This is a genomic window from Brucella sp. 22210, assembly GCF_052045675.1.
GTDB lineage: Bacteria > Pseudomonadota > Alphaproteobacteria > Rhizobiales > Rhizobiaceae > Brucella.
In genome coordinates this window covers 326,423-339,006 of sequence record NZ_JBQEPD010000003.1, presented here as the reverse complement: position 1 = coordinate 339,006, position 12,584 = coordinate 326,423, and the positions used below count along the sequence as shown (strand labels likewise).

Below are 12,584 nucleotides of genomic sequence, written 5' to 3'. Positions count from 1 at the left end.
TCTTGAGACCAAATGCAACCGGCGTTTTCCGGCTGCCATTCTGTTTTTAGGCCTTGATGGCAAAATGCGGCAGAAACACGGCTTTTGAGGTCGATTGTGGCAATCGCCGCAAAGACAGGCCAAAAACATCGCATATCACGCGGTAAGCCGCCGCCAGCAGGCATGAAAAAGGCGCGGGACCAAAAATCCCGCGCCTTAATCTTTTTTTGATTCTTCGAAGCTCAGCCTATTCGAGCAGCGGCGACCAGGCCGGATCGGATGCGAAATTCGGCGTCTGGATCTGGCGTTCGTTACGACCCGTCAGGTCGATGGTGAACAGCTTCGGTCCACCTGCACCTGCCGCCTTGCGGAAGAACATCAGCACGCGACCGTTTGGAGCCCAGGTCGGACCTTCATTGTGGAAGCCCGACGTCAGAAGACGTTCGCCCGAACCGTCGGTCTTCATCACGCCAATCGAGAACTGGCCCTGCGACTGCTTCGTGAAGGCGATGAGATCGCCACGCGGAGACCAGACCGGCGTGGAGTAGCTGCCGTCGCCCATCGACAGGCGGCGAGGATTGGAACCGTCGGCACCGGCGATATAGAGCTGCGGGCGACCGCCGCGGTCGGACGAGAACACAATCTGCGAACCATCCGGCGAATAGGAAGCGCTGGTATCGATAGCCTGGCTGTTGGTCAGGCGGGTCGTGGTGCGCGAACGCAGATCCATCGCATAGACATTGGCGCTGCCGTCGTCCTGAAGCAGGCTCATGACGACCTTCTGCCCGTCCGGCGAGAAGCGCGGCGCGATGGTCATGCCGGGGAAGTTGCCGACCAGTTCACGCTGACCCGTTTCGAGCTGCAGCAGGTAAACCTTCGGCTGGCCGCCGGCAAACGACATATAGGTCACTTCCTGGCGGTTCGGCGAGAAGCGCGGGGTCAGCGCCATGTCGCGACCATCGGAGAGATAACGAATATTCGCGCCGTCCTGATCCATGATAGCGAGGCGCTTGATGCGCTTCTGGGCCGGGCCGGATTCATCGACGAAAACGATGCGGGTATCGAAGTAACCCTTTTCACCGGTCAGGCGCTCATAGATGGCGTCGGCGATGATATGGGCAACACGACGCCAGTTATCCGGCGAGGTGAAGAACTGCTGGCCGATCATCTGCTGACCGCCAAACGTGTCCCAGAGGCGGAATTCAGCTTTCAGCCTGCCGTCCGGTTGCTTGGTGATGCGACCGGTGACCAGAGCCTGTGCATTGATGACCTTCCAGTCCTCGAAGCGCGGAGCGGCATCCGGGTTGGAGATCTTTTCAATGAAAGCGCCCTTGTCGATGGGCGCAAACAGACCCGACCGCTCAAGATCGGCAGCGATGACCGACGTGATGTTGGGTCCAAGCTGGTCTGCGGACAGGAAATCCGTGATGGCGATCGGCAGAGGCTCGACCACACCCTTGTTAATGTTGATTTCCACCACAGCGCGTGCAGGCATGGTGCAGACAAGACTTGCGGCAATCATGCAGGCGAAAGCCGAGAGGACTGTCCGGATCTTAGTTGTCATGATGCCGGTTTTCATATCTTCTGGGACCTCTTTTGTCCTTTGCCCATAGTGGGCTTCATTTAGTCTGGTGACCGGGAAACCCCGATCAGAACATTTCGCTCGGGTCGAAGTTGACGATCACTTCCGACCATGAATCATATTTGTCGACTGGCAGATTGTACGGGGCGCAGCGTGCGACCGCGCGCTTGGCGCTTTCAGCCGCTGCACGACCAACACCATCGCCGCCACCGCCGGATGTCACTTCCGGAACGCCCTGGATGGAGCCGTCCTGGTTCAGTTTCATCTTCACGGTCACAACCAGTCCCGGCGCATCGGCCACACCGGCAGGCACGTTCCAGCACTTGGAAATCGCACCGCGCAGCGCATCCATTTCACTCTGGCTCAGCTTGGAGCCGCCGGTATTCTTCTTGCCGCCCAGCGATGCCTGATCGGTCGAGCGCTTTGCGCCGCCACCGGAAGCCTTCTGCTTGTTGAGCAGCGCCGACACTTCATCGGCAATCGCATCGTTTTTCGACTGCGATGTCTGCGATGCGGACTGCGTCGGCTTCTTTTCTTCCGTCGGCTTGCGATCCGGCGTCTTGGCGGTCTGCGCCTGCGGCGGCTTCGGCTTGGTCTGCGGAGCGGGAACATTGTCCGGCAGCTTCGGCGTGTTCGCATCCGGCGTTTCAGCCTGCTTTTCGATGGCTTCCGCCACCGGGTCAGGCTTCACTTCCTGCTTCGGCTCAGGCTTGGCCTGCATTTCGGTCGCAGGAACCGGCGTTGGCTTTTCTTCCGGCTTCGGTTCGGGCTTGGGCTCAGGCTTCGGTTCCGGTTTCTTCACCGGTTCCGGTTGTGCCTTGGGCTCTTCCGCGGCCTCGATTGGCTTTGCCTTGGTGTCGGGTTTCGGCGGGGTCGTGGTATCGACCTCCTGATCACCGACATTCTGGGCATTGGGAACGGTTTGCGGCTTGGTGGTCGGAATCGGCGCGGACTTCTCCTTCATCGGAGCCGTCTTTTCGCCTTGCTGAATTTGCGTGATGGATTCAATCGGCACGATGTCGACCGGGAACGATTCCGAATCCTGCACGTCGAAAGCCTTCGGCGAGGAAAAGGAAAAGAGCCCCAGCGCAATGACGATGGTATGGAGCGCTACAGAAGATGTCAGGCCAGCCTTCATGATGGCGTCAGCTATCCTGCTCCTGGAGGGTCACAAGGCCGATATTCTTGAAACCGGCGGCGGAAATACGGGCCATAACCTTCATGACAGTGCCGTAGTCGGCAGCCTTGTCACCGCGCACGAAAATGCGCTCCTCATAGCCCGTCTTGGAAATAGCCTGAAGCTTCGGCACGACCTCTTCGATCGGAATTTCGGTTTCCTGCAGATAAATCTTGCCTTCGTTGCTGACCGAAACCGTGATCGGCTGCGTATCGGCGTTCATCGCCTTGGCCTGCGTATCCGGCAGGTCAATCGGCACGCCAACCGTCAGCAGCGGCGCAGAAACCATGAAGATGATGAGCAGCACCAGCATCACGTCGACGAACGGCGTAACGTTGATTTCACTCATCAATGCCTTCTTGCGACCACGCCTGCGGCGTCCGCCCGACTGCATTCCATTTCCTACCGACATGCCCATTGCAAGATTCCCGAAAGCTCGATTTGCCGTATTCGCTGGAAGGCGCTCAACTGCGCGGCGTCAGCTTCTCATCAATTTGGCGCGACAGTATGGCGGAAAACTCATCCGCAAAGCCCTCGAGCCGTCCACCGATCTTGCCCGCATCGGACGAGAGCTTGTTGTAGGCGATAACGGCCGGAATAGCGGCCAGAAGACCAATGGCCGTCGCCAGAAGGGCTTCGGCGATACCCGGCGCCACAACCGCAAGGCTGGTATTCTTGGAGGCCGCGATGGCCTGGAACGAGGTCATGATACCGACGACCGTACCGAACAGACCGATAAACGGTGCGGCTGAACCGATGGTGGCAAGGAAGCCGAGGCGCGATTCCATCTTTTCGCTTTCACGCGCCAGCGCAACATCCATCGCCTTGTCGATACGCATCTGCAGACCGATGGGGGAACGTGCGCCCTTCTCGAAGGATTTCTTCCATTCGCGCATGGCGGCCATGAAGATCGACGCCATGCCGGTGGTGCGGCGTTCGCCAAGATTGCGATAGAGTTCTTCCAGAGACTGGCCCGACCAGAAAGCCTGTTCGAAGCGGTCGATGGCGCGGCGCGCGCGGCTATAGGCAATCACCTTGTCCACGACGATAGCCCAGGTCCAGACCGAAGCGCCAAGCAAGCCCAGCATGACCAGCTTGACCACCCAGTTCGCCTGCATGAACAGGCCCCAGAGGGTAACATCGGCGGCGGGGGCCGCTAACGCAACATTTTCCATCGATCCACCGTTTCGAGGCTCGTGTCGGTCTGGCGCGCAGACCGATGACCCCAACCTTCTCTGTCTTTAGGCATTTCCATCCGCAGAGCCGTTTCGTACTTCTGCTGGAAATATCCTGTTTTTGAATCCAAACGCCCGGCACGGGACCGGGCGGCATCGCAAATCGTCACGGATCGCCCCTAAACGCGGGTGACCCAAATCTGCGCAGCTTTACGTCTTGTTCGATGCAGTTCGACCAGGAAAAACGCTCGGCACTTTTCCCGAAACTGCTTCGCGCGCTGTTCGCACATCCAGGCAGGACATGCAGACATTCGCATCACAACCGCCCCAAAGCACACATGCCGGATTTGCAACTTTAAATCCCTACGGCGCTTGTTACGGTTAATTTTGGTGAAAGGAAGGCGCTGCGCTTCAGCCCGACCCTTCAACCGATTCCGTCAGGATGATTAATCGGAGATTATGGTTAAAGATGCGTTAGCATTTGCGCCTATATCGGCCCAACGCGCCAAAATCGGCCATCAAATGAGCCTGCGCTTTAAAATAAACGCGACAGGCGCACCCTCAATTCTTGGGAGCGCGCTGGAAATCAGCTTTGCTTCGTAAAAGCCTCGCGCCATTCATCCGGTATCCGGCGCGGGTGGCCTTCCTTGGTGATCATCACCGCTTCCACTTTCGCTTCCGAAAGCAAGCGGCCGTCGCAAGTGATCTTCTGTGCCATGATAACCCGTGCACCGCGAATTTCGCTGACACGCGTTTCAATCAGGATGAGGTCGTCCATTTTGGCCGGAGATTTGTAATCGATCTCCATGCGCCGCACGACCCAGACCATTTCTTCGCCAAGCGAACCTTCGGCAAGCTCGATATGGTGCACATCCTGCAAGCGCAGGAAATCGGTGCGTCCGCGCTCGTAAAACTCCAGATAGCGCCCGTGATAGACAAAGCCGGAAAAATCCGTGTCGGCATAATAGATGCGCGCATAAAGGTGATGCGCCCCGTCTTTCAGCGCACCTGATACGGCTTCAAGCGTTGAATTTTCGTTTCGATCAGTCCCGATAGTCTTAGTCATTGTCTTCCATGAAGAGGCCGAATTGCGCCTGCTGGATGATTTCCGCTGGCGCAGGCAATCCCAGATGCTGCCATGCAATCGCCGTCAGAACGCGACCGCGCGGCGTGCGCTGCAAAAAGCCCTGCTGAATGAGATAGGGTTCGATAATGTCTTCAATCGCATCACGCGGTTCGGAAAGCCCCGCCGCAATGGTTTCAATCCCGACCGGACCGCCACCAAAATTGCGCGCGATGATATTGAGGTAACGCCGGTCGAGCTGGTCCAGCCCGCGATTATCCACTTCAAGCCGCGACAGCGCCTCATCGGCAATCTTGCGGTCGATGACGTCGCTACCAGCGACCAGCGCGAAATCGCGCACGCGGCGCAACAGGCGTCCGGCGATACGCGGTGTGCCCCGCGACCGGCGCGCGACTTCCAGCGCACCATCCGGCGAAATGCCCATCTGCATGATGCGCGCGCCGCGGCGCACGATATATTCCAGTTCCTCAACCGTATAGAAATTGAGCCGGACCGGAATGCCAAAGCGATCGCGCAAAGGCGTGGTCAGAAGGCCGAGCCGCGTCGTCGCGGCAACCAGCGTGAATTTGGCAAGATCGATCTTCACCGAACGCGCCGCCGGGCCTTCACCGATGATCAGATCAAGCTGAAAATCTTCCATCGCCGGATAGAGAATTTCTTCCACTGCCGGGCTGAGGCGATGAATTTCATCGATGAAAAGCACGTCGCGCTCTTCGAGATTGGTAAGCAGAGCCGCCAGATCGCCAGCCTTGGCGATAACCGGGCCCGAAGTAGAGCGGAAATTGACGCCCAGTTCCTTGGCCATGATCTGCGCCAGCGTCGTCTTGCCGAGACCGGGAGGTCCGACGAACAGCACGTGATCGAGCGCTTCGCCGCGCACCTTGGCTGCTTCAATGAAGACCTTGAGATTGGCGCGCGCCGCCGCCTGCCCCACAAAATCGTCGAGCATCTGCGGACGCAACGTATTGTCTTCGTCTACGCGTCTGTCGGCATCTATGAGAGGGTTGCGGTCGCTCATGCCTTCCTCCTCGCATGAACACTCTGCCGAGACAAGCTAATCACCGCGACAATTCCTTCAAACCCAGACGGATGAGCTTCGCCGAATCGGCGTCCTCGCCCGCCTCTTTCAGCGCAGCCGCAACGGCATTCGCCGCCTGATCGCGCGAGTAACCGAGATTGGAAAGCGCCGACACGGCATCCGCGACGGGAGCCGGGGCCGCACCGGCTCCAAGCTCCTGCTTCAGCCCGATGGTGCCGCTCGCCTCACCGGCGAAAGCCGGGGCCTTGTTCTTCAATTCGGTGACGATGCGCTCCGCCACTTTCTTGCCGACGCCCGGGGCACGCGACACCATGGCAATGTCTCGCAGTGCAATCGCATTGGCCAGTTCCGACGGCGACAATGTGCCAAGCACCGCCAAAGCCACCTTGGCGCCGACGCCCTGCACGTTCTGCAACAGGCGGAACCATTCGCGCTCAAGCTGATTGGCAAAACCGTAAAGACGGATCATGTCCTCACGGACATAGGTTTCGATGAACAGAATGGCCGCTTCGCCCGCGCCGCCAAGATTGCCCAGCGTGCGCGGCGAACAAAACGCCACATAGCCAACACCATGTACGTCGATGACCGCATGATCATCGGCAATTTCATCGATCACGCCCTTAAGCTTGCCGATCATTCTGGTCCTACCCCGCTAACAACGCCTGCATCCGGCGGGCGCTTACAATGCTCTGACGATGATGGGCATGGCAAATGGCAATGGCCAACGCATCGGCGGCATCGCTCGTATCGAACGATGCGCGCGGCATCAGCACTTTGACCATCATGTGTATCTGTTGCTTTTCGCCGTGACCGACGCCGATCACCGCTTTCTTGACCGCGTTCGGCGCATATTCCGCAACGGGCAGGCCCGCCTGTGCAGGAGCCAGCAAGGCAATGCCGCGCGCCTGGCCGAGCTTGAGCGTTGCGGTCGCATCCTTGTTGACGAAGGTATGCTCGACCGCCGCCTCGTGCGGCATGAATTCATGCAGAACTTTGGAAAGCCCCTCATGCAACTGGCAAAGACGTGAAGCGAGATCCATCTCGGCATTCGACGTCACCGTGCCCGAGCCGATGAAGTGCAGTGAATTGCCCAGCGATTCGACAATGCCCCACCCCGTGCGGCGCAGGCCCGGATCGATGCCAATAATGCGAATCGTTTCTTTCATAAGCGAACCCTATCCTCAGACGGATTCACTTGACAGCAGAAAAGTGAACAAAAGAGAAACATGCGCATCCTTAGACGCACATGAAGAGATATTAAGAAGCGCCGAAAGCAGTCTTGAGCAACACAATCTGCTCGGAAACCGGGTTGCCGTGCGGGTTGGCCTGCAAGGAAACCACATCACCGTAAACTTCGCGGTCCATGCGGCGCACCCGCGCCTGCAGACGCATTGAGCGCTCCACCAATTCGGCAAAAGCGGCAGGCAGTTCGCTCCAGCCCGGAGCGCCTTCGCCAGCCGATGGCGTGTCGAGACGCACCTTGGCCTTTTCGGCAGACACCTGCTGGCGGTTCATCTCGCCGTTGCGGGCAGCGCGCTGCAGCAGAAGCCAGGAAGCGATCTGCATCAGACGGGTGGTGAGACGCATCGATTCGGCGGCATAAAGCGTCGCAGCAATCCGTGACAGATTGCGCGCTTCTTCACGGCCTTCGCCGTCGAGATAGCTCGCCGCTTCCTCGACCATATCCATGCCCTGGCTGTAGATCGGCTTGAACGAATCCGAGAAGACCATGCGCTCTGCGAGGCTGATCATATTGCTCGGCACCTGTCTCTGTTCGCTAATCACTGCTCTGTCACCCTGCATGACCGCCTGCATCGGCGGCCCATTCCGTTGATCGCATCCACTGGAGGATGAACGCGACTGAAAATTACTGAACCGCCGTTCGACCACGCGAGACGTTCGGACGGAACAGTCACATCAAACAAGTCCACGATAAACTGCACCTTCATGCACGGTCGCGCAAGATTATGTTTAACGTTCGGTTAACATTTTCAAGGGGTGGTTAACTGTCCCTGCAAGCAAAACGGGTCGAACCGGTTTCCGGTTCCCCTCATGCGTTCAAAACGCCAGTGACTAGTGAGGTTAAAGCCTTGCAGGCACAAAAAAAGAGCCGCGATGGCGGCTCTCAGGAGTTTAACAGGGAGGCGTCAAACAGAGTGGCTAAACCACTCGGTAAGAATCCAGCCGAACTGGATGTAAATGATTAAACCCTCTTAAGATTAATGAATGGTTAATTTCGGCCTCACCCTGTGGAAAATACCAGCAGGCCCAGGCCGCACAGAAAGAAAAAAGCCGCCCGAAGGCGGCTCATTGTCAATAGCGCTGCATGGCAGGCTGGGGTTTCGTCGCCGCTTGAACCTTGACCGGCTCGGCGGCAGGGACGGCAGGCTTGACTGCGCCCTGTTTGCCCCAGCCAATGGTCGGCAACCACTCCAGATAATAGGCCAGCGCGAACTGCACCACGATACCGGTTGCAATCAGCAGCGTGTCATAGGGAAGACCGCCCGGATTCACCAGCTTCATGACCTGCGCCACCATGGCAAGCAGCGTGCCTGCGATGAACACCGGCAACGAATGCTTGCCGAGGATCGCCAGCGGATTATCCGGCGCAGTGCGGGCGATATTATTCAGCGTCGGCACCACGGCAATGAGATAGGCCATAGCCAGAATGTGCAGGAGACGCGGACCCGACAGGAAGGTCTTGTCGAAGCCCGTGATGACCATCGGCATGCCCATCGAGGCGTCAATGCCCCAGAGCGGAATGCGGACCCAGGCCAGCGCCAGCACCAGATAGCCTACCGCAAGGCCGATCAGGGCCGGATGCGTCGGCAGCTGGCCGCCACGGCGCACATGCATCACACCTGCAATGCCAATGGCAAACAGGAACTGCCAGGAAAGCGGGTTCAGGAACCAGACGCCCTCCGTCGGATAATTGATCGGTGCGACCTGATAAAGACCGGACAGGAACCAGACCATCCCTGAAACGCCCAGCATCAGCGGCAGGCTGATGCGCGCCAGCAAAAGCAGGAGCGGCGTCAGGACCAGCATGACGGCATACATGGACAGGATGTTGTTATAGCCGAGCTGATGGCCAAGTGTGACGAGACCAAACAGCGATTCCACCGGATGCTTGAGCAGCGGCTCGATATTGATTTCCTTGAGCAGTTCGGAACGCTTCAGGAAGATCGCAGCGGAAGCGAAGATGGCAATTGTCGCCATGGTCGTCATGATATGGGTGGTATAAAGCACGCCTGCGCGACGCCACATCTTCAATGTCAGAAGAAGACGGTTGCCCGGGCCGAACTTGCTGCCATAGGCCAATGCCACAGCCATGCCGGAAATCAGCACGAAAGCTTCGGCCGAATCGGAAAAACCGAGGTTCTTATGCGTGAAATGCTCGTAGATGGTGCCCGGCACGTGGTTGATGAAAATGGTCAACAGGGCGAGCGCACGGAACACGTCAATGCGCGTGTCGCGCACTTTCACGTTCTGCGCGGGCATCGCTTCTCTAGCGGTCGCAATCGTCATTTACCAGCCTGTCTGTCTCTGCTGGAAAGCACCGGCGCTTGGGACCGCGACACTCTCCAATCTCTCAGTTGCAGCTCTCCGAATGGGAGATCGGATAAAAGCCACATGCTTCATCGGGGCGTTCATTGCCCGACGTTTGATGGGACCTATATACGCAATAATCCCGGCAGAACGGGGTTGGTTCCGATCAACTTTCGTTCCAGTGGATAACATAATGCCATACCGGGCGATGAACCGGAGGCTTAACAGCCCGCAAGTAAGACAAGACTTGCCGTCTGTCCGTCGGATCGCATAAATGCGCCGGAACAATTAGCCTGACGCATATCTGCGTCAAAACAATTAGATAGAGCGCGGCTTCCGTTTCGGATAAACAGAACTTCACTCTTGCCCGAATTCCATCATGTTTTTCTCGTTAGGCTTCGCCCCATGAACAAGTCCGCTCCCAAAACCGAACCCGAACGCTGCCGCATCGTGCTGGTCGCCCCGCCGATTGCCGATAGCGCGGTTTTGGCCAGGCTTTTGACGGAAGCGCTTTCCGGCGGTGATGTTGCTAGCGTGATTCTCGACACTGGCGATCTGGATGAAGCAACCTTTCAGGCCGTCGCCGCAAAGGCCGTGCCGATCATTCAGGAAAAGGGTGCAGCCGCGCTTATTTTGAACGATACGCGCATTGCTGGCCGCGTCGGCGCCGATGGCGTGCATATCGAAGGCAAGGCGGCTGAACTCGCCGACGCCATCGAAAAGCACACACCGAAGATGATTGTTGGCACCGGCAATCTGCGCGACCGCCATGGCGCGATGGAAATCGGCGAATTGCAGCCGGACTATATCTTCTTCGGCAAAGTCGGCGCGGACAACAAACCGGATGCGCATCCGCGTAATCTGGCACTTGCTGAATGGTGGGCGCAGATGGTCGAAATTCCCTCCATCGCGCAGGCTGGAAACACGCTCGAAAGCATCATCCCCGCAGCCGAAACCGGCGCGGATTTCGTGGCGCTCGGTCGTGCCGTATTTGACGCGGAAGATCCGGCGAAAGCCGTTGCGGAAGCAAACCGGCTGCTCGATGAACACGCGCCGCGTTTTGAAAACTAATCCTCCAGATTTGGTTCCCAAGGTCTTGTTGATGCCCATGAAGAGCAAACTTCTTCTCGCTGCCGCTTTGACATTCGCGCTGCCTGCCCTGCCGGCGGTCGCCGCTGGCGAGCCAGCGAAAAGCCAGAGCGACAGCGCCAAGGGCACCCACAAGGACAAGAAGAGCGACAAGCCTGCCAAGCAGCCGGTGATGCTGCCGCAGCCTGCGACAACCGCACCGATGCCGCCCATTGATCTCAGCCGGTTCGGTGACAAGCCTGCCGACGAGGCCTTCGGCGCTTTTCAGCGCGGACTTTACCTGACCGCATTCAATCTCGCGAAACCGCAGGCCGAAAAAGGCGATCCGGCATCGCAGGCGCTGATCGCTGAAATATATGCACGCGGCATGGGCATTCCTGCGGATCAGAAACTTGCAGCCGAGTGGTATGGCAAAGCTGCCGATAACGGTATCACCGAAGCGCAGTTCCGTTATGCGGCCCTGCTACTTCAGGGCACTTTTGTCAAAAAGGATCAGGCCAAGGCCGAAGCCCTGATGCAGAAGGCGGCAGAAGGCGGCAATGCCATGGCGCAGTTCAACTGGGGCCAGATGCTGATGGTGAAGCATCCCGGCAAGCCCGGCCTCGACCTTGCCTTCCCCTGGTTTGAAAAGGCAGCTGACGCCAAGCTGGCCGATGCTCAATATGCGATAAGCCAGATCTATGCCAATGGTACCGAAAAGATCGCTCGCGACGACAAGAAGGCGCGCGTCTATCTGATCCTTGCAGCCCGCAAGGGCTATGATACGGCCCAGTTTGATCTCGGACGCTGGCTGGTGGAAGGCCGCGGCGGCGACAAGGATTATGAACAGGGCTTCCGCTGGATGCAGCTTGCCGCCGGACGCGGCATGGTCATGGCGCAGGTCTGGCTCGCTCGCCTTTATCGCGACGGGATCGGCACCGACGGCGATACGGTGAAGGCTGCGGCATGGTATATCATTGCGCAGCGCGCCGGTTTTCGCTCTCCGGACCTCAACGACCTGATGGACGGACTGGCCGATGATCAGATCAAACAAGCCATTCAGACGGCTAACGATCTGCGCGTGCGCTAGCAATTCTGACGATTCTACGTCTCCAAAAGATTCTCTTTTCGTGCTCAGGCTTGCACAAAGCGCCGTTTTGTGGTCTTGGAGACGCCGATTATCGTGGTTCGAGTATAAGACGCTGACGCAATCCCCGTAACAGAGCGGGCGGTTGCCTTTCTGTCGTCATGCGCCGGACCGCAATTGGTTTCAATTCATTCCGGATCAAGCTCATGAAGATCAATGGTAACGAAATCCGTCCCGGCAACGTCATCGAACATGACGGCGGGCTCTGGGTTGCCGTCAAGACCAACGCCGTCAAGCCCGGCAAGGGCGGCGCCTACAATCAGGTCGAACTGAAGAACCTCATCAATGGCACCAAGCTCAACGAGCGTTTCCGTGCTGCTGAAACCGTCGAGCGCGTGCGCCTCGAGCAGAAGGACTTCTCGTTCCTCTATGAACAGGGCGAAGCGCTGATTTTCATGGACACGGAATCCTACGAACAGCTCGAACTCCAGAAGGATTTCGTGGGCGACCGCGCTGCCTTCCTTCAGGACGGCATGATGGTCACAGTTGAACTCTACGAAGACAAGCCAATCGGCATTCGTCTTCCGGATCAGGTCACGCTGACGATCACCGAAGCCGATCCGGTCGTCAAGGGCCAGACTGCTGCTTCGTCCTACAAGCCTGCCGTGCTTGAAAACGGCATCCGTATCCTCGTTCCGCCATTCATCGCTTCCGGTGAACGCGTGATCGTCGACACCAACGAACTGACCTACGTCAGCCGCGCTTAATCCAGCGCCGAACTTTTGCGATGCCCTCACGGGCATCGCAGCTTGTCGCGATTGAACCGCGACTGTTCTTTCTCAGA

General features: G+C 58.1%; 13 protein-coding genes. 3 read left to right on the top strand and 10 right to left on the bottom strand.

Annotation, left to right across the window (positions count from 1 at the left end):
* Positions 1-226: 226 nt before the first annotated feature.
* From tolB to ACTJKP_RS06500, 10 genes are all read right to left on the bottom strand, one after another.
* Positions 227-1,558 carry a Tol-Pal system beta propeller repeat protein TolB gene (tolB, locus tag ACTJKP_RS06545; RefSeq protein WP_078339477.1) on the bottom strand — a complete coding sequence of 444 codons (1,332 nt, stop codon included), beginning with the start codon at positions 1,556-1,558 and terminating at the stop codon, positions 227-229.
* Between the two features lie 70 nt (positions 1,559-1,628).
* The gene (locus ACTJKP_RS06540; RefSeq protein WP_078339478.1) at positions 1,629-2,699 is read right to left on the bottom strand and encodes a cell envelope integrity protein TolA; all 1,071 of its coding nucleotides are present in this window, start codon (positions 2,697-2,699) and stop codon (positions 1,629-1,631) included.
* Positions 2,700-2,706: 7 nt separating this feature from the next.
* Positions 2,707-3,156: a protein TolR gene (gene tolR, locus ACTJKP_RS06535; RefSeq protein ID WP_078339479.1), complete on the bottom strand. Its 450-nt coding sequence runs from the start codon at positions 3,154-3,156 to the stop codon at positions 2,707-2,709.
* 46 nt (positions 3,157-3,202) lie between these two features.
* A complete protein-coding gene (tolQ, locus tag ACTJKP_RS06530) occupies positions 3,203-3,913 on the bottom strand; it encodes a protein TolQ (RefSeq protein ID WP_078339480.1) in 711 nt (236 codons plus the stop codon).
* Between the two features lie 586 nt (positions 3,914-4,499).
* A complete protein-coding gene (locus ACTJKP_RS06525) occupies positions 4,500-4,979 on the bottom strand; it encodes a YbgC/FadM family acyl-CoA thioesterase (protein WP_440630066.1) in 480 nt (159 codons plus the stop codon).
* Positions 4,972-6,015 carry a Holliday junction branch migration DNA helicase RuvB gene (gene ruvB / locus ACTJKP_RS06520; protein ID WP_078339482.1) on the bottom strand — a complete coding sequence of 348 codons (1,044 nt, stop codon included), beginning with the start codon at positions 6,013-6,015 and terminating at the stop codon, positions 4,972-4,974. Before ruvB ends, ACTJKP_RS06525 begins: the two co-directional genes overlap by 8 nt.
* A 40-nt stretch (positions 6,016-6,055) precedes the next feature.
* Positions 6,056-6,673: a Holliday junction branch migration protein RuvA gene (gene ruvA / locus ACTJKP_RS06515; protein WP_078339483.1), complete on the bottom strand. Its 618-nt coding sequence runs from the start codon at positions 6,671-6,673 to the stop codon at positions 6,056-6,058.
* Positions 6,674-6,680: 7 nt separating this feature from the next.
* The gene (gene ruvC, locus ACTJKP_RS06510; RefSeq protein WP_002964793.1) at positions 6,681-7,202 is read right to left on the bottom strand and encodes a crossover junction endodeoxyribonuclease RuvC; all 522 of its coding nucleotides are present in this window, start codon (positions 7,200-7,202) and stop codon (positions 6,681-6,683) included.
* 91 nt (positions 7,203-7,293) lie between these two features.
* The gene (gene rcdA / locus ACTJKP_RS06505; protein ID WP_078339585.1) at positions 7,294-7,800 is read right to left on the bottom strand and encodes a protease adaptor protein RcdA; all 507 of its coding nucleotides are present in this window, start codon (positions 7,798-7,800) and stop codon (positions 7,294-7,296) included.
* A gap of 549 nt (positions 7,801-8,349) precedes the next feature.
* Positions 8,350-9,537 carry an OpgC family protein gene (locus ACTJKP_RS06500; protein ID WP_440630141.1) on the bottom strand — a complete coding sequence of 396 codons (1,188 nt, stop codon included), beginning with the start codon at positions 9,535-9,537 and terminating at the stop codon, positions 8,350-8,352.
* 453 nt (positions 9,538-9,990) lie between these two features.
* Here ACTJKP_RS06500 and ACTJKP_RS06495 point away from each other — a divergent pair, with 453 nt between their 5' ends.
* The 3 genes from ACTJKP_RS06495 (at position 9,991) to efp (ending at position 12,507) form a co-directional block, all read left to right on the top strand.
* Positions 9,991-10,656: a thiamine phosphate synthase gene (locus ACTJKP_RS06495; RefSeq protein WP_078339486.1), complete on the top strand. Its 666-nt coding sequence runs from the start codon at positions 9,991-9,993 to the stop codon at positions 10,654-10,656.
* 37 nt (positions 10,657-10,693) lie between these two features.
* Positions 10,694-11,743: a tetratricopeptide repeat protein gene (locus ACTJKP_RS06490; protein ID WP_440630065.1), complete on the top strand. Its 1,050-nt coding sequence runs from the start codon at positions 10,694-10,696 to the stop codon at positions 11,741-11,743.
* A 203-nt stretch (positions 11,744-11,946) separates the two neighbouring features.
* Entirely contained in the window at positions 11,947-12,507 is a 561-nt protein-coding gene (gene efp, locus ACTJKP_RS06485) for an elongation factor P (RefSeq protein ID WP_440630064.1), read from the top strand.
* Positions 12,508-12,584: the final 77 nt, after the last annotated feature.

Excerpts from the sequence above, each read along its gene's own strand:
- tolB (WP_078339477.1), bottom strand. The coding sequence starts at position 1,558 with ATGAAAACCGGCATCATGACAACTAAGATCCGGACAGTCCTCTCGGCT.
- ACTJKP_RS06540 (WP_078339478.1), bottom strand. The coding sequence starts at position 2,699 with ATGAAGGCTGGCCTGACATCTTCTGTAGCGCTCCATACCATCGTCATT.
- tolR (WP_078339479.1), bottom strand. The coding sequence starts at position 3,156 with ATGGGCATGTCGGTAGGAAATGGAATGCAGTCGGGCGGACGCCGCAGG.
- tolQ (WP_078339480.1), bottom strand. The coding sequence starts at position 3,913 with ATGGAAAATGTTGCGTTAGCGGCCCCCGCCGCCGATGTTACCCTCTGG.
- ACTJKP_RS06525 (WP_440630066.1), bottom strand. The coding sequence starts at position 4,979 with ATGACTAAGACTATCGGGACTGATCGAAACGAAAATTCAACGCTTGAA.
- ruvB (WP_078339482.1), bottom strand. The coding sequence starts at position 6,015 with ATGAGCGACCGCAACCCTCTCATAGATGCCGACAGACGCGTAGACGAA.
- ruvA (WP_078339483.1), bottom strand. The coding sequence starts at position 6,673 with ATGATCGGCAAGCTTAAGGGCGTGATCGATGAAATTGCCGATGATCAT.
- ruvC (WP_002964793.1), bottom strand. The coding sequence starts at position 7,202 with ATGAAAGAAACGATTCGCATTATTGGCATCGATCCGGGCCTGCGCCGC.
- ACTJKP_RS06500 (WP_440630141.1), bottom strand. The coding sequence starts at position 9,537 with ATGCCCGCGCAGAACGTGAAAGTGCGCGACACGCGCATTGACGTGTTC.
- ACTJKP_RS06495 (WP_078339486.1), top strand. The coding sequence starts at position 9,991 with ATGAACAAGTCCGCTCCCAAAACCGAACCCGAACGCTGCCGCATCGTG.
- ACTJKP_RS06490 (WP_440630065.1), top strand. The coding sequence starts at position 10,694 with ATGAAGAGCAAACTTCTTCTCGCTGCCGCTTTGACATTCGCGCTGCCT.
- efp (WP_440630064.1), top strand. The coding sequence starts at position 11,947 with ATGAAGATCAATGGTAACGAAATCCGTCCCGGCAACGTCATCGAACAT.